Source organism: Yersinia proxima (genome assembly GCF_902170785.1).
Classification (GTDB): domain Bacteria; phylum Pseudomonadota; class Gammaproteobacteria; order Enterobacterales; family Enterobacteriaceae; genus Yersinia; species Yersinia proxima.
This window is the reverse complement of the sequence record NZ_CABHYG010000009.1, coordinates 472,278-490,559: the sequence shown is the minus strand read 5'-3', so window position 1 is coordinate 490,559 and position 18,282 is coordinate 472,278. Positions and strand designations below refer to the sequence as shown.

Sequence of the window (18,282 nt, the reverse complement as noted above, 5' to 3'; positions counted from 1 at the left end):
GGTCGTTAGCTCAGTTGGTAGAGCAGTTGACTTTTAATCAATTGGTCGCAGGTTCGAATCCCGCACGACCCACCATTCTTTCAAGTATCGAAATATCCCATAGACTCAGAAGCCGCATACTACGCAATAATCGTGTGGGTAAGACCTGCGTTCAGGTTCGAGCCGAGCGAAGCGAGACAGCAACGCGCAGCGTTGACCCGAAGGGCGAGTCCGGAGGACGAGTCATCCCGCACGACCCACCATTCTTTCAAGTATCGAAATATCCCCATAGACTCAGAAGCCGCATACTACACAATAATCGTGTGGGTGAGACCTGCGTTCAGGTTCGAGCCGAGCGAAGCGAGACAGCAACGCGGTAGCGTTGACCCGAAGGGCGAGGCCAGAGGCCGAGTAATCCCGCACGACCCACCATTCTTTCAAGTATCGAAATATCCCCATAGACTCAGAAGCCGCATACTACACAATAATCGTGTGGGTGAGACCTGCGTTCAGGTTCGAGCCGAGCGAAGCGAGACAGCAACGCGGTAGCGTTGACCCGAAGGGCGAGGCCAGAGGCCGAGTAATCCCGCACGACCCACCATTCTTTCAAGTATCGAAATATCCCCATAGACTCAGAAGCCGCATACTACACAATAATCGTGTGGGTGAGACCTGCGTTCAGGTTCGAGCCGAGCGAAGCGAGACAACAACGCGCAGCGTTGACCCGAAGGGCGCGGCCAGAGGCCGAGTCATCCCGCACGACCCACTATTTTCTTATCCTTCTCTCTGTTATATCTTCCAAGCAATATCATTTATACTTCTCATTCCAGAACCTCAAACAGATCTCTATAATCCTCTACTGTCCTTTCTACCACTCAACCCCCCCCCCCCAGATTTAACTCTATTAAACATTTTTGCCATTTTGAGACAATATCTGGCGACTTTTCGCAAAATATTGAGTATTTTGTTTAGGATAAAAAACAAACTAATCTGACTGGCAGCCTGAGAGATATCGTGGCTCCGGAATCACTGGCAATAGAGATGTGAGCGATGAGCGAAACTTTTGATGTAAATGCAGCGATTTATCCTTTCCCTGCGCGGCCTGTCCCGCTGGATGTGGACCAAAAAGCCTTTTATCGTGAGAAAATTAAAACACTGCTGAAGCAACGCGATGCCGTGTTAGTCGCTCACTATTATACTGACCCCGAAATTCAGGCCTTGGCCGAAGAGACTGGCGGTTGTGTTGCTGACTCACTGGAAATGGCGAGATTCGGTAACAACCACCCCGCGTCAACTCTGTTGGTCGCTGGCGTTCGTTTTATGGGGGAAACGGCTAAAATACTCAATCCCGAAAAGCAAGTATTGATGCCAACCCTCAATGCTGAATGTTCGCTGGATTTAGGCTGTCCGGCTGATGAATTTGCCGCATTCTGCGACAGCCATCCTGACCGCACTGTCGTGGTGTATGCCAATACCTCAGCGGCGGTCAAAGCCCGGGCTGATTGGGTGGTAACTTCCAGTATCGCGGTTGAGTTAATCGAACATCTCGATAGCCTGGGCGAGAAAATAATCTGGGCACCGGATAGGCATCTTGGAAACTACGTACAAAAAAGGAGTGGTGCCGATGTGCTGTGCTGGCAGGGGGCTTGTATCGTTCATGACGAGTTTAAAACCCAGGCACTGGCTCAAATGAAAGCATTACATCCCGATGCCGCGGTGTTGGTTCACCCGGAGTCGCCACAAGCTGTTGTCGATATGGCGGATGCGGTAGGTTCAACCAGTCAGTTGATCATGGCGGCAAAAACATTGCCCCAGAAAAAACTGATCGTCGCAACGGATCGTGGCATTTTCTATAAAATGCAGCAGGCTTGTCCGGATAAAGAGTTATTCGAAGCTCCCACTGCTGGCGAAGGTGCAACATGCAGAAGCTGTGCACATTGTCCGTGGATGGCGATGAATGGCCTTAAAGCGATTGCTGAGGGGCTGGAGCAGGGTGGTGTGATGCATGAGATACATGTTGATGAACAATTGCGTCAGCAGGCGCTGATACCGCTAAATCGCATGTTGGAATTTGCTAATCAGTTGAAGTTACAGATCAAAGGCAATGCGTAAACACTTCATACTGACGACAAAGCCAAATGAAGGGGAATCGTGCCGTTCGGGTCGTAGCGACGTTAGTCGCCGGAGTGCCCGTAGGTGCGGTAACCCCTTCACTCCACAAGCTAGAAAACAGATGTATTAACAGCAAAAGGATAGCCAGATGGATTTCTTTAGTACCAGTAACATATTGGTTCATATTCCGCTGGGTACAGGCGGGTATGATCTTTCATGGATTGAAGCAATAGGTACGCTGTTTGGATTGCTGTGTATCTGGTTTGCCAGCAAAGAGAAAATCATCAACTACTTGTTTGGGTTGATAAACGTGACATTGTTCGCGGTGATTTTCTTCCAGATCCAACTCTATGCCAGCTTATTGCTACAGCTGTTCTTCTTTGTAGCCAATATTTATGGTTGGTATGCCTGGAGCAAACAAACGCCTGATAATCAAGCGGAATTAAAAATTCGTTGGTTATCTTTGCCGAAAGCATTGGCTTGGGGCGTGGTTTGTGTCGCGGGTATCGCTTTGATGACGTTGCATATTGATACGGTATTTGCCTGGCTAACCCGTGCGGCAGTTACCGTTATGCAAGGTTTGGGGGCGAATGTCCAAATGCCGGAGTTGCAGCCAGACGCTTTCCCATTCTGGGACTCCACTATGATGGTCTTATCCATCGTGGCGATGATCTTGATGACCCGAAAGTATGTTGAAAACTGGCTGATTTGGGTGGTTATTGATGTCATCAGTGTGGCAATTTTCGCCTACCAGGGTGTTTACGCCATGGCGCTGGAATACGTGATACTGACGCTGATTGCACTCAATGGCTCTTGGCTGTGGATTAAGAGTGCGGCACGAAACCATTCACGGCCACTGTCTACCCAGAATAATTAATATTTCGGTCCAATAGCTGTTGCTGGAAATGTCAGTCAGGCGAGGTGCGCTAAAGCATTCGCCTGACTGATGACATCAATGATGGTGATAATGGTGCTCTCCGGCACTGGCGGTTTGATTAATGCCGCAATCTGGTGCTTTGCAGTGCTGGTACTCCATCTGAATGGTGGCATGACCAATATGGTAATGATGCAGCAGATGGTGCTGAATTCGTTGCAGTAATTCATCATTGTCTTGCGGTGGGATTACCTGCACATGCAGTGTCATCAGCCGTTGGTCACCGACTTGCCATAAGTGGACGTGATGGACGTCCCGCACTTCATAGATGCTAGTGCAGAGATCTTTGCGTAACTTATTGATATCAATCTCCTGCGGTGCGCCCTCCAATAGCTCGTGAAAACTTTCTTTCAGCAGACGCCAGGCACTGCGTAACACCAGTACCGAGACCAATACTGACAAAATTGGATCTATGGGGGTCCAGCCGGTGGTCAGGATCACTACGGCTGCCACGATAGCCCCGACGGAGCCTAATAAGTCACCCATAACATGCAAGGCTGCGGCCCGCACATTGATATTCTTTTCTTCCTCGCCATGATGAAGTATCCAGAAGCAGAAAATATTCGCACATAATCCTGCTGTGGCGATGATTAACATCGGTACACCCATCACCTCATGCGGGGTAAAGAAACGCCGAACCGCCTCCCAAAAAATCAGCACCACAATCAATAATAAAGCTGCGGCGTTAACAAAAGCGGCCAGCGTGGTGAGCCGCAAATAACCAAAGGTATGGCGAGAATCCGGCTTCCTCCGTGAGAAATGTACTGCCATTAGTGCAATAAATAATGCGGCAGAATCGGTCAGCATATGCCCGGCATCAGCCAGCAGTGCCAGCGAGCCAGATAACCAGCCGCCAATCGCCTCTGCCACCATAAACAGAGTCGTCACAGCGAAAGCTATCAGCAGGCGCTTGCTGTTGCCGTCTTGTGGGAAAAACGATGATGCAGACATATTTATCCTTCAATAGTAAAAGCTGAACGTAAAACGAGAATTATCTATCTATGTTAGCCCTGATAGGATTTCATTCAATGATTGATGCATATTATAGATAACAGCGATGTTGTTGTTTATCTGTGCGGCTCTCCTAATGCGATAAAGTAGATTTACAGCATTCAATTCACCAGTTAGATTGGTTCAACTAGATTAATACAGACAGACGTTGTGCGATGATCGTCACAAGACTTAATGGAAGAGCTATGAATTACCTGAATGATGACCTACGGATTAAAGAAATTAAGGAACTCCTGCCCCCAGTCGCCCTGCTAGAGAAGTTTCCGGCCAGCAATAATGCAGCAGAAATCGTCGCCAAGACCCGCGCTGCGATTCACAGCATTTTGCGCTCTCAGGATGATCGCTTGTTGGTGGTGATTGGCCCATGCTCTATTCACGATACTCAGGCGGCCAAAGAGTATGCGGCTCGTTTGCTGACATTGCGTGAAGAGTTGCAAGGCGAGCTTGAAGTGGTGATGCGGGTGTATTTTGAAAAACCGCGTACCACAGTAGGTTGGAAAGGTCTGATTAACGATCCGCATATTGATGGTAGCTACGATATTAATGATGGTCTGCGTATCGCACGTAAGTTGCTATTGGACATTAATGAGAGCGGTTTACCGGCAGCCGGTGAGTTTTTGGATATGATCACCCCGCAGTACCTGGCTGACCTGATGAGCTGGGGAGCGATCGGTGCCCGCACCACGGAATCTCAGGTTCACCGTGAGCTGGCTTCTGGCCTGTCTTGCCCGGTTGGTTTCAAAAATGGTACTGATGGCACTATCAAAGTCGCTATTGATGCTATCAACGCTGCCAGTGCGCCACATTGTTTCCTGTCGGTGACTAAATGGGGACACTCAGCGATTGTCAATACCGCAGGAAACGATGATTGTCATATCATCCTGCGTGGTGGCAAAGAGCCTAATTACAGCAGTTCCCATGTTGCAGCGGTGAAAGAGGGGCTTAGCAAAGCTGGCCTGGAACCACAAATCATGATTGATTTCAGCCATGCTAACAGCTGTAAGCAATTCAAAAAACAAATGGAAGTAGGGACGGATGTTTGTCGTCAGATTGCTCAGGGCGAAAAATCCATTATGGGCGTGATGATTGAAAGTCATCTGGTCGAAGGTAGTCAGAATCTGGAAAGTGGCGAACCCTTAACTTACGGCCAAAGTGTCACCGATGCTTGTATTGGTTGGGAAGATACAGAAGTGTTGCTGCGCCAGTTATCAAATGCAGTCAAAGCTCGCCGCCAGTAGGCTATCGTACTTGTCATTTTGAATTCGGGCGATGCACCTCCTAATCGCTGGTCAACAAAAACCCCCGCCATCTGAGATGTACGGGGGTTTTTTAATGCGACTAATCAGGAATGATTACTTGGCTTTACCCTGATTGGCAACCGCAGCAGCTTTAGCCGCGATTTCATCAGCGTTGCCCAGATAGTAGTGTTTGATTGGTTTGAAGTTTTCGTCAAACTCATACACCAATGGCACACCAGTTGGGATATTCAGCTCAAGAATTTCTTCTTCGTTCAGATTATCCAGATATTTAACCAGTGCACGCAGAGAGTTACCGTGAGCGGCGATGATAACGCGCTCACCACTGGCGATGCGTGGTTTGATCACTTCTTCCCAGTAAGGGATAACGCGATCGATAGTCAGAGCCAGGCTTTCAGTAGTTGGCAGCTCTGCATCAGTTAATTTTGCATAGCGGGGGTCATGGCCAGGGAAGCGCTCATCACTTTTATCCAGTGCTGGAGGGGTGATGGCAAAGCCGCGACGCCACAGTTTAACTTGTTCGTCACCGTATTTAGCCGCAGTTTCAGATTTATCCAGACCTTGCAATGCGCCATAATGACGCTCATTCAGTTTCCAGGTTTTTTCCGTTGGAAGCCAAGCCTGATCCAGTTCGTCCAGGATACTCCACAAGGTATGGATAGCGCGTTTTAATACTGAGGTGTAGGCGAAATCAAAAGTAAAACCTTCATCTTTCAACAGCTTGCCAGCTGCTTTTGCTTCGGTACGGCCTTTTTCAGACAAATCAACGTCATACCAACCCGTAAAGCGGTTTTCGTTGTTCCATTGACTTTCGCCGTGACGTACCAGAACCAGCTTTGTTACTGCCATAGTTCGAACTCCTCAGATGACTAATTTATACCGATTACAACTTCAAGCTGCATACGTATTGACTGTCTTGCTGCAACTCGAATTATTCAGGGTATATTCAATGATAACTATTATCATTATATTGCGTGATGACCGCAGACAGCAATCGATAGTGTTTAACCATAGCCAATTTTTTATCATAAGGTAAGGCCAAGGGTCGAATCGATTTAATCGCACCCAATCGTCTTAGCCAGCGTCCCTTTCTGTGATTTAATTATTTGGGCAACATCAGCGGGCAAGTTTGACCAGATAGTCAATTGGGGATTTGTTTTTGCTTCTATAGTATCAACGGTGACTTGATAATCGCAAAAATTAGCTGATTTGGCCGTATCTTGATCCATTAGGAATGCGGCATACTGGCCTTTATCCGGTGATGTGCCAATAAAAATGATCTTCCAATAGCCACTCGGGATTGCAACAGACGGCTTTGCTGGCAGTGTTCCGATATTGCGTTCAAATAGCGGCCCGGTAACAGAGTAAACAGCAGTAACATCCTGACGGTTAGCCAATGCGCGTTCCTTATCTTCGAGTCTCACCCATGCACCTTGGTTTAAGGCTGCTTTTTGTGGCGTGATATTTGACAAATAATTAAGCGCCTTCGAATCATTATTACCAGCGAGTAAGCTCAACGGAGCCTGATGGCCACGATCAACGGCCAGCTTTTTATTAGCATCAGTATAATCTGCCGGTGCCAATGTATCTGAGGCCGGCAAGTCGGGATCTTGTGCCCATTTACGCGGGTGGTTGCTAGCCTGACTGCTTTTTGTGACTTTATATGCCACCCAATTTGCAAATTTAGTATTACTGTTATTGTTCAGCGTATACACGTCACGGATAACTGTTTGATCACTACCACCGGTCGGGCAGCCGACAAGACAGCTATCAATAGCTGCAGCTGGCAAATTTTGTTCAGTAACGGTAGGCGCCGAGAGTGTGGTTTTGGGGGCGGTGGAGTGATCTGTTGTGGTACATGCAGCCAATAAAAGAACAGGCAAAAGTTTAATCAGATTAAATTTCATTATTTATTCCTCTTGCTAATTTGATTTCAGAGATAACATTAAATGAATCATATATTTAAAATATGAAAATAGTTATAAAAACAATTACGAAACCTATAACTATTTTATGATTATATAAAGGCCAGTAGTGGCGATATTTAAATCTCAATACTCAGCGCTTACTTAAAGAACGCTGTGATATATTTTTTATAAAAACTTACGTGCATTAATTTTACTTTATTCCGGAAAAAACTTTATTTACGGCTTCGTCACTATTTAGCTTAATTAATGATGCGTGGAGTTCACTGCAAATATAAGTAATGTACTCATATTCAATTGTATCTGTTAATGTAGATAAAAGACTCCAATTGATCACGATGGGTTGCAATGTTGGTTGGAAGTCAGTGACAAACTCGCCATTTTTCTCCGTGTTGACTGAAGTTAAAACAGCAGCCTCTACCCCAAAAAACTTGGTCAACTTGTAAAGCGTTTGCCTGGATATCGGTTTTCCACATTCAGCTCTTTTTAGCGTTGCTATTGATACATAGCACTTTAAGCTCAAACTTTGCTCAGAAAGCCGCTCTTGGCTCAATTTTTTTTTAATCTAAGGCGTCTCAGTTCTGAAGCGTTTATTTGTAGACCACGGTTTGACATATCGCTAACCTCAACCAATAAATTTTAATAAAAATAATCTATTCACGTCCCCAGGTAGAGTAGTTTAAATATAATGTTTTAATAAAAACTATAATACTAAAGGGTGCATGAATAGATTAATGTAATAACTTCAGTATGACAATAAAGCTACCAGATAAAATAGCTAACTGTATTGGGTGAAATTCCGTTTTCTTTTACTTTAACCAGAGGTAGTAAAAGTATAAGGTGCACAATTTAATAATTGTGCACCTTAATTATTAACCTAATACACCGGCAAGTGCACCCTGACCGGCTTTTTTCAGAACACTCAGCACTGAGTCCCAAAATGCTGGATTAACACCTGCCATTTTTGCTTCAGCAATACGGTTAGAACGATTAACACTTTGAGCTTGGATTGGAAGTTTCATGTTTATTTCCTTCATATTTTATGTAGTGGTGAATTTAATCACCGGGTTATCGCCGTCGGATGACGACAAATATTTAAATCGAGAGAGCTTTAGACTTAATAGACATACCAACTGCGCAATGTTCCAATTGTTACTGGCATAATATCGCTTACATCGATTGTGTAGCGATATAACTTACGGGCCGTGGTTAATCTTTCTTTAGGATTGAAGAATTCTAATACCACATCCCAACAGTCTGAATCAGGGCGACTTACCGGGCTTACCGCAGCACTTATTGTATTAAGGAATAAAGACTCCTTATAAGCATCGTCAAAAACTTCACGCATTTGGTAGGCATTGGTTGCCGCATAATTAATAGCACGTTCATGGGAGTCATAACCGCGATTACGTAATTCGTAGTAAATGCGATTAATAAAGTTCATCAGTTCATCAGTTTTTGGTGTGCTTAAGGCATCTTTGCCCATGACTAATTCAGCTAAGTCACGAGATTTCCAATTGAACATTCCGCGTAATACCGGGCTAACGGTTGGAATGACTTGCCCATTAAACAGGCGTGTTTCCCCAGTGACGACTCCAGATACTGAAACACGTTCTACTCCCTCTTCCTCTTGATCATTCAAGAAGTTGACTATTCGCGCATATTCCAATACTGCAAACTGTGAATCGGGTTTTATGGCATAGACAGGAATGCCATCAACTTTTAATACCCAAATTAATGCGTCGGATTGTTCAATATTGTCTCCGGCGACCAGATGCTTTGCCATCTGTTGCGGATCAAAAGGATGGCCTTGTCCATTCCCCATAACCTGAGTGAAATAATCTAATCGCGCTTCTGTGCCAAAGTCATAACCGATGGTTCCAATCAGAAAAACTTTCTCCTGATGACGAACATGGCGTGCATCAAAGTCAGCCTGTGGTTTGACTCTATTTATGGGCGCATGAACATAGTTATTGGCTGCCGAATCATTAATTTTGGGTAAAGTTAAACTTGAATTTTGTGGCTGAGAAGATAAGTTTGATGCTTCAAAAATATAATTCTCATTTGCTTCAGTTGCGGGCGTTATTACATTTTCAGGTGCAAGATATAAATCAGTTGATGATGGGGTAATAATGCTATCTTCAGTTGACATAATGGTATTCCTATTTTGTTGGTAGAGTGCTAACTCTTGTTGTACGCGCTGGAGTAACGATGAAATATTAAGACGATGTAACGTAAATATTTGGCGTTCCAAAGCCGGCGACTGTAATTTTGTGGCGGTTTCAAATAACAATCTATTGACCACCTCGGCTGCTTGATTATTTCCATTTAATGATAATGCCCGTATAATTAATGCTGAAAATCCGGTGATAATAGGTGCGGCAAAACTACTACCAGATACCCGAGAGATATTGTTTCCTGTTATGGCTACGGGTATTGATATCCCTGGTGCTAACAACATTTTTCTTCTTAGTTTATGACCAAAGTTATTAAATTTGGCTGGATATCCATTTTTATCACAAGCACCAACTGCTAATACTGAATCTAAAGAGGCTGGTAATGACTCCTGATTAATACCTTCATTTCCTACTGCTGCAATAATGAGTATTCCAGCTTGTTGGCAATGATTTACTGCCTTACGCAAATTATCAGATCCGCGACCATTTACCGACAGCGATGCACCACTGATATTAATAATGTGGCATCCTTGCTTACGAGCCTCATTAATTGCTTTAGCAAGTGTTAACTCAGAGCATCCTTGTAATTCCCCCTGCGAGTCCTCATGGAATACTGGAATATTGTAAATTTCAACATTCTCAGCAATACCTACACCTTTACCTCCTACAATGCTGCATACCGCAGTACCATGTGTGGTTTGTTTTTCTTCATTCACTAATGAACAATGAATATTCATATGGTTTAGAAGAGGATGGTTTCTTTCTATTAAACCATCGATAATTCCTATTTTAATATCCTTTCCTGACTGACCTAAATTCTTAAGAATATTAAGATTAGATTCGTCTGAGGAAATTTCATAATTTGTATTATTTACCCCCATCATTTAAATCCTCGAATGTTTTTCTTTGCGTTGATAATAATCCTAACTTAATATTTAATTTATGTAGTATCAGTTTGGCATCAGTTTAATAATATATAGTTCATTGATATTTAATGATTTTATAATTTGTGGCTGTGTTTTATACATTAGCATTGTTTACTTTTCATAGGTTGATCAGGGGTGGTATCGAGGTTGCAGCCTGTCGTCACTAAAAAACAAGCTACGAAAACGGGGACACTAAAGTGATATATGGAGCACTAAAGGCTCCATATCGATAAATGTATGATTATTACAAGAGTAGATTAAGCGGCTTTTTTCAGGCAGGTACTCATAAAGGTTTTACGCGCGTCACCTTTTAACTCTTTGGTTGCTGCCTCGGCATTACAGCTTTTCATTTTCTGCTGTTGCGGAGTCAGGGCTTTTTCATCAGGATGAACTTGTGCTTTTAGGCACTGACTCATAAATTTCTTCCGATCATCACCTTTCAGGGATTGGGTTGTCGCTTGCTGGTTACAATCGGTCATTTTTTTCTGTTGCGCGGCTTGAGCCGGTGAGGGGGTTTTTGCTGTATCCGCCGCCATCACATTCACACTGAGCAGCAATCCGGCTGAGAGTAATAGGGTAGTTAGACGCATAGAAATTCCTTAGATAATGTTTGGGGGTCTGAAACGGCGAACTACAGATGAACTAACGCCAGACAGATGGAGTTAAGCGTAGATGGTAGTGCTGAATATGGATAGTTATCTTAGATGAATAGAGACTGCCGCCGCAGCGGCAATCCGTTATAACGCGATAAAGTGATAAACGGTGGTTGCGCGGTAGGTTTTCCCCGGTTTTAGCCAGCAATCAGGTTGTGGCCATTCCGGGTGGTTAGGGCTATCAGGTAAGAATTCACTTTCCAGCGCGACGCCAGTGTAGCTGGCATAGGTTCCGCCATTACGCGCAGGTGTTCCGCCGAGGAAATTACCGCTATAGAGCTGTAATGCGGGTGCTGTGGTGTAAACGCTCATTTGCACCTGATTATCAGAGGACCACAGGTGCGCCGCCGGGCTTTCGGTAGCACCACAAGTGCGATGCAGCAGATAAGCATGGTCATAACCCTTAACCCGCTGTTGGCAACGGTCTTGCAGGAAGTCGCGCGCCAGTGTTTTCGCTTGACGGAAATCCATGCCAGTTTTTTCAACACTTTCGAGTCCACCGGTGGGTATCCCATCACTGCCGACCGGCAAATAACGGTCAGCAAACAGCTGTAATCGATGCTCCCGCACATCTCGCCCTTCGCCATCGAGATTAAAGTACGCATGATTGGTCAGGTTTACCGGGCAGGTTTTATCAACCTGAGCCTGATAGTGAATCTCCAGCCGATTATCCTCGGTCAGCAGATACTGCACTTCGGCGGTGAGATTGCCGGGGAACCCCTGATCACCGTCAGGAGAGTGCAATTGATAAGTGACCTGCTTCTCGTCCTGCTTAACCTTTTTCCAGCGCCTGGCATGGAAACCTTCCGGGCCACCATGCAGTTGGTGATTACCTTGATTGGGGATCAGATGAAGTGTTTCGCCCTCCACCGTGATCTGTGCATTAGCAATACGATTGGCATAACGGCCAACCGTCGCGCCGAGATAAGCCGCTTGATGCAGATAGTCTGCCGGAGTTTGACAGCCCAGCAGCAACTCACGGTTTTCGCCCCCTTTTAGCGGCAATATTGCTGATAACCAGGTAGCACCCCAATCCATCAGCGTCACGCTCATACCGGTTTTATTATGTAACTCGGTCAATTCAAAGGGGTGACCATCCGGTGCTAACTGGTCAACACTGCTTGATGATGCAGCGTCGTTTTTCAGCATAAACCCGCTCCTTGTGAAGCCTGACAAACGTAAAAGGTTTCAGTTCTGCCGCCACTGTATGCCGGATATTGCTGCGCTACAGCCGCACGAACTTGCTCGACGAGCGAGTTTGGCATTAGCGCGACAATACAGCCGCCAAAACCACCGCCAGTCATACGAACACCACCTTGCTCCCCTATAACCGATTTCACAATATCCACCAGGCTGTCAATCGGTGGAACTGTGATCTCGAAATCGTCGCGCATTGAAATATGAGACTCGTGCATCAATTGTCCCATCAATTTCAAATTGCCAGCCGCCAATGCATCAGCCGCCGCCAGAGTACGTTCATTTTCGGTAATCACATGGCGAGCACGTTTAGCGACCACAGGATCTAACTCATCCTGAATAGAGAAGAACAGATTAGGGTCAACATCGCGCAGGGCTTTAACCCCAAAGAAACGCGCAGCAGTTTCACATTGCTGGCGACGGGTATTGTATTCGCTATCAACCAGGCCCCGTTTCACATTGGAATTGATTATCACTACCGCCACATTTTCTGGCATGGGGACGGCGCGAGTTTCAAGCGTGCGGCAGTCGATCAGTAGCGCGTGGTCTTGCTGACCGAGTGCTGAAATCAGCTGATCCATGATGCCGCAGTTGCAACCGACAAACTGGTTTTCAGCTTCCTGGCCATTGAGTGCCAGTTCCACACCACTCAGAGGTAACTGATAGAGTGATTGTAGCGCCTGGCCGACGGCGACTTCTAAAGAAGCCGAAGAGCTCAGGCCTGCACCTTGCGGGACATTGCCGCTGATAACCAGCGAGGCACCGCCAAAATCGGCATGACGCAGTTGCAAGTGTTTTACCACACCGCGCACATAGTCAGCCCAACGGTATTGCGCATGAGGGACAATCGGTTCATCCAGAGAGAAGATGTCTTGCTGATTATCATAATCAGCTGCAATAACATGTATCTGGCGATCATTGCGTTTACTGCAACTGATGACGGTTTCATAATCAATGGCGCAGGGCAGCACAAAGCCATCGTTATAATCGGTATGCTCGCCGATAAGATTGACGCGGCCCGGAGCTTTGATCGTGATGTCAGGTTCATGGCTAAATTGTTGGCGGAAAATGGCCTGGGTATGCTGTTTTAAACTCATTATTTGACTCCGGCTTCTCGATAATGGACATCACTTACTGCCCGCAGGTGTTCAGCCGCCTGTTCCGCTGTAAGGTCTCGCTGGGTTTCGGCCAGCATTTCATAACCCACCATAAATTTACGTACCGATGCAGAGCGCAGTAATGGCGGATAGAAATGTGCATGTAACTGCCAGTGTGTATTGTCAGCGGTTTTATCAGCACCATGATCGTTTTTATCAGTGCCATAAATGTTATAAGGCGCGCCGTGCCAACCCATTGAATAAGGGAAAGAACATGAGAACAAATTGTCGTAGCGGCTGGTCAGTTTTTTCAGTGCAATAGCCAGGTCGTGGCGCTGTTCATCCGATAAATCCTCTAAGTGCAGAACATGAGCTTTTGGCAGCAACAAGGTTTCAAACGGCCACGCCGCCCAGTAGGGCACTACAGCCAGCCAGTGCTCAGTTTCAACCACTGTTCTGCTGCCATCACGTTGCTCACGTTTCGCATAATCAAGCAGCATTGGTGATTTATGCTGCTGATAATATTGCTGTTGCAGGCGGTCTTCCCGTGCAGCTTCATTGGGCAGGAAGCTATTCGCCCAAATTTGCCCATGTGGATGGGGGTTCGAGCAGCCCATAGCTGCGCCTTTATTCTCAAACACTTGTACCCAAGGGTATGTTTTACCCAACTCGGCACTTTGTTGTTGCCAGGTCTGGATGACATCTTCCAGTGCTGGCAGTGTTAGCTGTGGCAATGTCTTACTGTGATCCGGTGAGAAGCAAATAACCCTGCTGGTGCCGCGTGCACTTTGGCTGCGCATCAAGGGATCATCACTTTGCGGCGCATCAGGGGTATCCGGCATCAGCGCGGCAAAGTCATTGGTAAACACGTAGGTTGACCGGTAGTCAGGGTTGACGTCACCCGTTACCCGTGTATTGCCCGGGCATAAGAAGCAATCTGGATCGTGCGCCGGTAAACTCTCCGTCGAAGGCGACTCCTGCTGGCCTTGCCATGGGCGCTTGGCCCGATGAGGCGATACCAATACCCATTGATCACTTAATGGGTTATATCTACGGTGTGGATGGTCCACAGGGTTAAAATCAGTCATAAAAATACCTTAATCGGGATAGCCCTGAGGATTTTGTGATTGCCAGCGCCAGGTATCAGCCGCCATTTCTTCCAACGAACGGCTAACTCGCCAGCCCAGCTGTTCCGCTGCTTTGGTGGGGTCCGCCCAATAAGCAGGAAGATCGCCTTCACGACGCGGCGCAAAATGGTAGGCCAGTGGTTTGCCGCAAGCCTTGCTGAATGCTTCGACCACCTGTAAAACACTGTGACCGACACCGGCACCCAGATTAAAAATATGCACGCCAGGCTGATTATGTAATTTTCCCATTGCTGCAACATGGCCATCAGCTAAATCGACCACGTGAATATAGTCTCGAACCCCAGTGCCATCAGGGGTCGGATAGTCATTGCCGAATATCGCCAATGATTCACGGCGGCCTACTGCAACCTGTGCAATAAACGGCATCAAGTTGTTAGGGATACCCTGTGGATCTTCTCCCATCAGCCCAGATGAATGGGCTCCAACCGGATTGAAATAGCGCAGGATAGTCATGTTCCATTGTGGGTCGGCCAGTTGCACATCTTGCAGGATTTGTTCAACCATTAATTTACTGCGGCCATACGGGCTGGAGGGGGAACCGGTCGGGAATTTTTCAACATAAGGAATTTGTGGCTGATCACCATACACGGTGGCAGAAGAGCTGAAGATAAAGTTTTTGACCTGGGCAGTGCGCATCGCTTCCAGTAAGACCAAAGTGCCATAGACATTATTATTATAATATTCCAATGGCTTACTGACTGATTCGCCGACAGCTTTCAAGCCAGCAAAATGAATGACTGCATCAATAGCATGAGCGGCGAATATCTTATCGAGCAGGGCACGGTCACGAATATCCCCCTGATAAAATTTAGGGGTGTAACCCGTTAATTGGTGTATCCGGGCTAGTACACTGGATTTGCTATTACAAAGATTGTCGAGGATCACCGGTGTGTGGCCAGCTTTAATCAATTGCACACAGGTATGACTACCAATGTAACCGCTACCACCTGTTACCAGTACGTACATAAAAGACTCCTCGAATGACTTTTGTCTAAGAAAGATAGCATGCCATTATGTGAGAAAAGGTGATCTGCGCTCAATAATGGAATCGTTTACATTTAATTTTATGCTAGCTTAATCCCTGTGAGGGTATAAATACAGGGGAATGAACAAGGATAGGCCAAAAAACAGAGAAAACTCGGGGATAACAGAGATAACCACAGTGGTAGCGTTCTCATCCATTCATTTAGCAGGAATGTCCTGCTAAATGACGCCATGACCCGATACCGGCGGATAAAATGGCAGGTATCGGGGCTTGTCAGTAAAATCAGTGGGCGGAATAAAGTGGGTAAGTAAAGAACAACAAATGCATTAAATTCAGCCCGAAATGGAATGTCACTGCAACCCATAAACGGCCACTCCATAACCATGCTAAACCATAAATGACTCCCGCCAGAGCAGCGAACACCATTAACAGCGTACCACCTGCAAAATGTGCAGCACCGAATAACAGCGCGGTAAGCAGCAGCGCAGGATAGTTCCCGATACACTGACTTAGGCGTTGCTGCAAATAACCACGGAATAGCGCTTCTTCAGCCAGGCAAACAAAAAATATATTGGCCATAACAAAGGAGCCAAGCCATATCGGAGTGTGCATTTCAATTTTCAAACCGCCTAAAGCGACCGCCAGCAGTAACAATGCAGGGATACTGACAACCAAACCTAACCAGCTGATCCTGCTAACTGATAGATGTTTTTTGGCGACAAACAAGGTGGGTAGGCAAGCGAGCAAAATAAAGGGAACCAGTGCCTTATCGAGGTTGTAATACATGGTGAAGGCGGCGCTCAGTGGCCCTATTTTTACGCGGTCTAACACTTTCAAGTTGTTAAAGCCGGGTATCAGATGCAGGAATAGGGCAATGGCGGCAAGCACCAAAAGCAATTCTAATCCGGCTGCCAACCATTTCTGCTGACGGTATTTTTTTAGTAGCAGCGCAACCGCCAGTATCAGCAACAGAAATGCCGCCGAGGGTAATGTCAAAACACCGTGATAAAGGGCAATTGATAAGGATGAAGCTAACAGAAACAGGGAAAGTACCCGGTTAATTGATAAGAAAAGCAGCGATGCAGCAAGTACGCCCCACATAGGAAGTCCCTTTATTTATCCTGAGATATTCGAGGTTGGATAACTCAAACCAGTATCCACCGCCAGCCTTAATGCGGGCTGACGGTTGGAATAGTAACATAGGCGGTTGGGTATAAACCTCAGGTAAATGAGGTAAATATTTCATTATTTTTAAACAAATAAAGTAATGAAATAGATAATTTTGATGCATTCAATCAGGTAATTTTTCCTGTTGATATTGATAAATATCACCATCCGGAATAAAGGTTAATCGATGGGTAATGCATTGCGGTGCATCTTCTGCGTGGTGAGACACGAACAACAATTGTGTCTCACCTTCGTTGATCATCACGTCAATAAACCGGCGCACTAACAATCGGTTAAGTGGATCTAGTCCTTGCAATGGTTCATCGAGAATCAGTAACGCGGGGTGTTTTACCAGTGCTCTGGCGATCAGAGCCAAGCGCTGTTGCCCCCAGGATAAGCTATGGAAAGGTTGAGCGGCAGTCGTCGCAGAAAAGCCCAGTAATGCCAGCCATTGATCGGCAAGTTGTTGTTGTCTGTCTGATACCGCTTGATAAATACCAATTGAATCGAAAAAACCCGATAAAATCACCGTGCGCAGATTGGTGCTGACACGATAGTCTAAATGCAAGCTACTGCTGACATAACCGATATGGCGCTTAATATCCCAGATGGTTTCCCCACTGCCACGACGGCGGCCAAACAGTGTTAAATCATTACTGTAGCCTTGTGGATGGTCACCTGTGATTAAGCTGAGTAAAGTTGATTTTCCAGCACCATTCTGACCAATAATTTGCCAATGCTCACCAGGGTTTACCTGCCAACTCAGATTATGCAGGATAGGGCGGTCATTGTACTTTACTACTCCATTTTTCAATACAATCAGTGGATTATCTTGCGGTAAGTGGATTTTCTGCTGTGGGCTTTCTGTTTCTGGCAGTAACAATCCCTCCATATTTTCGCTATGTGCCAGTTGAGCGATCAGCGCTTGGGAAAGGATCTGCTGGCGTGGGCCGGTATGAGTCAATTGGCAATCCGCGAGTACGCCGACGTATTGCACAAAATCGGGAATATCATCAAAGCGGTTAAGCACCAAAACCAGTGTGACACCCTGGGCCGCAAGTGTGGACAACATGCTGGCTAACTGCCCACGGGCGGCCACATCCAAACCATCAAACGGCTCATCCAGAATCAGTAGATCGGGTTGTGGCATCAGTGCCCGACATAACAATGTCTTACGGGTTTCACCAGTCGAAAGATACTTAAAGCGGCGGGAGAGCAAGTGACTAATGCCAAATTGTTCCGCCAGCTGCTGGCAGCGCTGCGAATCGCTGAATTCTTCCTGGATGATTTCGGCTGTGGTGCGCCCGGTGTCATCTTCATCGGCGCTGAGTAAATCGGTGTTATTGCGCTGCCACTCTTCGCTGACCAGTTGTTGGAGTTGCTCGAAAGACAAACGCACAATATGGTTGAAATTGCTCTGGCGACTGCCACTAAGCAGGACAAGCTCTCCCGCTAAGGCTTTGGCCAGCGACGATTTGCCACTGCCATTGGCACCAACAAATGCCCAGCTATCGCTTCTGTGCAGCTTATCACCAGAAGAGATACATAACTCTGGCAAGATGAGTGTCCGGGTGTCGCTCAGACGAAAACAACCTTGCGTTATTTGCAATTCAGACATCATCTTTCCCATATTACGCAACACAATAATAGTGTAGGAATAGGTGGGAAGAGGCAAAATGTCAACAGGTAAATGATTACCTACAGTTGATAATTAA

General features: G+C 46.2%; 15 protein-coding genes and 4 other RNA genes. 7 read left to right on the top strand and 12 right to left on the bottom strand.

The genetic code is table 11. From position 1 onward, the window contains the following. The first annotated feature begins 118 nt into the window (after nt 1–118). The 6 genes from FTB31_RS08880 to pnuC all read left to right on the top strand — a co-directional run bounded on the left by FTB31_RS08880 (nt 119) and on the right by pnuC (nt 2,968). Nucleotides 119–242, top strand: a non-coding RNA gene (locus FTB31_RS08880) — RtT sRNA. 44 nt (nt 243–286) lie between these two features. Next, nucleotides 287–411: non-coding RNA, RtT sRNA (locus FTB31_RS08875), on the top strand. A gap of 44 nt (nt 412–455) precedes the next feature. Further along, a non-coding RNA gene (locus FTB31_RS08870) (RtT sRNA) lies at nt 456–580 on the top strand. A 44-nt stretch (nt 581–624) separates the two neighbouring features. Beyond that, nucleotides 625–748, top strand: a non-coding RNA gene (locus FTB31_RS08865) — RtT sRNA. 281 nt (nt 749–1,029) lie between these two features. Continuing rightward, nucleotides 1,030–2,091: a quinolinate synthase NadA gene (gene nadA, locus FTB31_RS08860; RefSeq protein ID WP_019081134.1), complete on the top strand. Its 1,062-nt coding sequence runs from the start codon at nt 1,030–1,032 to the stop codon at nt 2,089–2,091. Nucleotides 2,092–2,239: 148 nt separating this feature from the next. Next, nucleotides 2,240–2,968 (top strand): nicotinamide riboside transporter PnuC, encoded by a 729-nt coding sequence (gene pnuC / locus FTB31_RS08855; protein WP_077174785.1) that lies wholly within the window; start codon nt 2,240–2,242, stop codon nt 2,966–2,968. A 75-nt stretch (nt 2,969–3,043) separates the two neighbouring features. Here pnuC and zitB read toward each other — a convergent pair whose 3' ends face one another. Then, nucleotides 3,044–3,976, bottom strand: coding sequence for a CDF family zinc transporter ZitB (gene zitB, locus FTB31_RS08850; protein ID WP_227731291.1), 933 nt, complete (start codon nt 3,974–3,976; stop codon nt 3,044–3,046). A 245-nt stretch (nt 3,977–4,221) separates the two neighbouring features. Here zitB and aroG point away from each other — a divergent pair, with 245 nt between their 5' ends. Then, the gene (gene aroG / locus FTB31_RS08845; protein WP_227731290.1) at nt 4,222–5,274 is read left to right on the top strand and encodes a 3-deoxy-7-phosphoheptulonate synthase AroG; all 1,053 of its coding nucleotides are present in this window, start codon (nt 4,222–4,224) and stop codon (nt 5,272–5,274) included. Nucleotides 5,275–5,388: 114 nt separating this feature from the next. Here aroG and gpmA read toward each other — a convergent pair whose 3' ends face one another. From gpmA to modF, 11 genes are all read right to left on the bottom strand, one after another. After that, on the bottom strand, nt 5,389–6,141 hold the full coding sequence (gene gpmA, locus FTB31_RS08840) for a 2,3-diphosphoglycerate-dependent phosphoglycerate mutase (protein ID WP_005159006.1): 753 nt from the start codon (nt 6,139–6,141) through the stop codon (nt 5,389–5,391). Nucleotides 6,142–6,347: 206 nt separating this feature from the next. Further along, nucleotides 6,348–7,199, bottom strand: coding sequence for a DNA/RNA non-specific endonuclease (locus FTB31_RS08835; RefSeq protein ID WP_050075075.1), 852 nt, complete (start codon nt 7,197–7,199; stop codon nt 6,348–6,350). An 890-nt stretch (nt 7,200–8,089) separates the two neighbouring features. After that, nucleotides 8,090–8,239, bottom strand: coding sequence for a hypothetical protein (locus FTB31_RS08830; protein WP_004708955.1), 150 nt, complete (start codon nt 8,237–8,239; stop codon nt 8,090–8,092). A 95-nt stretch (nt 8,240–8,334) separates the two neighbouring features. Further along, nucleotides 8,335–10,275, bottom strand: a complete 1,941-nt coding sequence (locus tag FTB31_RS08825; protein WP_227731293.1) for a PatA/PatG family cyanobactin maturation protease — start codon at nt 10,273–10,275, stop codon at nt 8,335–8,337. 302 nt (nt 10,276–10,577) lie between these two features. Then, complete coding sequence (locus FTB31_RS08820; RefSeq protein WP_050075077.1) at nt 10,578–10,910, bottom strand: PsiF family protein; 333 nt, start codon at nt 10,908–10,910, stop codon at nt 10,578–10,580. 147 nt (nt 10,911–11,057) lie between these two features. Beyond that, nucleotides 11,058–12,122 (bottom strand): galactose-1-epimerase, encoded by a 1,065-nt coding sequence (gene galM, locus FTB31_RS08815; protein ID WP_077293640.1) that lies wholly within the window; start codon nt 12,120–12,122, stop codon nt 11,058–11,060. Further along, entirely contained in the window at nt 12,116–13,267 is a 1,152-nt protein-coding gene (gene galK / locus FTB31_RS08810) for a galactokinase (RefSeq protein ID WP_050075079.1), read from the bottom strand. Before galK ends, galM begins: the two co-directional genes overlap by 7 nt. After that, entirely contained in the window at nt 13,267–14,355 is a 1,089-nt protein-coding gene (gene galT / locus FTB31_RS08805) for a galactose-1-phosphate uridylyltransferase (protein WP_077174788.1), read from the bottom strand. Before galT ends, galK begins: the two co-directional genes overlap by 1 nt. A 9-nt stretch (nt 14,356–14,364) precedes the next feature. Further along, complete coding sequence (gene galE / locus FTB31_RS08800) at nt 14,365–15,381, bottom strand: UDP-glucose 4-epimerase GalE (RefSeq protein WP_077174789.1); 1,017 nt, start codon at nt 15,379–15,381, stop codon at nt 14,365–14,367. 301 nt (nt 15,382–15,682) lie between these two features. Then, a complete protein-coding gene (locus FTB31_RS08795; protein ID WP_050075082.1) occupies nt 15,683–16,501 on the bottom strand; it encodes a CPBP family intramembrane glutamic endopeptidase in 819 nt (272 codons plus the stop codon). 190 nt (nt 16,502–16,691) lie between these two features. Then, entirely contained in the window at nt 16,692–18,185 is a 1,494-nt protein-coding gene (gene modF, locus FTB31_RS08790; RefSeq protein WP_077174791.1) for a molybdate ABC transporter ATP-binding protein ModF, read from the bottom strand. Between the last annotated feature and the right edge of the window lie 97 nt (nt 18,186–18,282).

Coding starts and splice junctions, on each gene's coding strand:
- nadA (WP_019081134.1), top strand. CDS start 1,030: ATGAGCGAAACTTTTGATGTAAATGCAGCGATTTATCCTTTCCCTGCG.
- pnuC (WP_077174785.1), top strand. CDS start 2,240: ATGGATTTCTTTAGTACCAGTAACATATTGGTTCATATTCCGCTGGGT.
- zitB (WP_227731291.1), bottom strand. CDS start 3,976: ATGTCTGCATCATCGTTTTTCCCACAAGACGGCAACAGCAAGCGCCTG.
- aroG (WP_227731290.1), top strand. CDS start 4,222: ATGAATTACCTGAATGATGACCTACGGATTAAAGAAATTAAGGAACTC.
- gpmA (WP_005159006.1), bottom strand. CDS start 6,141: ATGGCAGTAACAAAGCTGGTTCTGGTACGTCACGGCGAAAGTCAATGG.
- FTB31_RS08835 (WP_050075075.1), bottom strand. CDS start 7,199: ATGAAATTTAATCTGATTAAACTTTTGCCTGTTCTTTTATTGGCTGCA.
- FTB31_RS08830 (WP_004708955.1), bottom strand. CDS start 8,239: ATGAAACTTCCAATCCAAGCTCAAAGTGTTAATCGTTCTAACCGTATT.
- FTB31_RS08825 (WP_227731293.1), bottom strand. CDS start 10,275: ATGGGGGTAAATAATACAAATTATGAAATTTCCTCAGACGAATCTAAT.
- FTB31_RS08820 (WP_050075077.1), bottom strand. CDS start 10,910: ATGCGTCTAACTACCCTATTACTCTCAGCCGGATTGCTGCTCAGTGTG.
- galM (WP_077293640.1), bottom strand. CDS start 12,122: ATGCTGAAAAACGACGCTGCATCATCAAGCAGTGTTGACCAGTTAGCA.
- galK (WP_050075079.1), bottom strand. CDS start 13,267: ATGAGTTTAAAACAGCATACCCAGGCCATTTTCCGCCAACAATTTAGC.
- galT (WP_077174788.1), bottom strand. CDS start 14,355: ATGACTGATTTTAACCCTGTGGACCATCCACACCGTAGATATAACCCA.
- galE (WP_077174789.1), bottom strand. CDS start 15,381: ATGTACGTACTGGTAACAGGTGGTAGCGGTTACATTGGTAGTCATACC.
- FTB31_RS08795 (WP_050075082.1), bottom strand. CDS start 16,501: ATGTGGGGCGTACTTGCTGCATCGCTGCTTTTCTTATCAATTAACCGG.
- modF (WP_077174791.1), bottom strand. CDS start 18,185: ATGTCTGAATTGCAAATAACGCAAGGTTGTTTTCGTCTGAGCGACACC.